Source organism: Herbiconiux daphne, assembly GCF_024979295.1.
Taxonomy (GTDB): Bacteria; Actinomycetota; Actinomycetes; order Actinomycetales; family Microbacteriaceae; genus Herbiconiux; species Herbiconiux daphnes.
The window spans coordinates 1-714 of sequence record NZ_JANLCJ010000375.1 but is presented as its reverse complement, the minus strand read 5'-3'; the positions used below and the strand labels follow the sequence as shown (position 1 = coordinate 714).

Sequence of the window (714 nt, the reverse complement as noted above, 5' to 3'; positions counted from 1 at the left end):
ATACCCTACCTACTGCTAGTTCTTCAAGACTTGGCGGTATAAAGGTAGGGGCCAATCTAACAATAGCCTCTGATGGAACATTGAGTGCTACTGGAGGGGGTGGGTCTAGTTACGTATTACCGGTTGCCACTGCTACAACTCTTGGTGGTGTTAAGCAGGGGGCAAATATCACTATTGCTACAGATGGAACTATCAGTACTAGTGCCCCTGATACTTCTGTATTTATGCGTAAAGACAATACACCTGATCTTCAGGTTAGTGAAGCACAAACACAATTTAATGATTCTGTAACTTTCCAAGATGATATTAATATTGCTGTGTCCTCTACGGCTTCTGTAGCACCATTAGTAAATTTCTCTAAAGCTCAATATGTATCTGTACCTTCAACACCCACAAGTGCAGCAGGAACTACAGCAGATGATAATAAGGCTGCAACCAAGAAATATGTAGATGATGCTAAATCCGCCTCTGCTTCCGATGCTACCACAAAAGCTAATGCTGCTTTGACCAGTGCGAACACACACTCAGATGCCCAAGATGTTGTCACACTACAATCAGCTAAAGATTATACGGATACCAATAAATACACGCTCACTCCAGCTACAACAACCACTCTCGGTGGTGTTAAAGTTGGTTCTGGTTTATCCATAACTAGTGATGGTACATTAAATGCTTCTGGTGGTAGTGGGGGTGGTGGTGATGTAACAGCAGCAG

General features: G+C 43.0%; 1 protein-coding gene. It reads left to right on the top strand.

Going from position 1 to position 714, the window contains the following annotated elements:
• The coding region (locus N1032_RS25330) for a head fiber protein (protein ID WP_259543355.1) at positions 1-714 on the top strand (714 nt) is incomplete at both ends.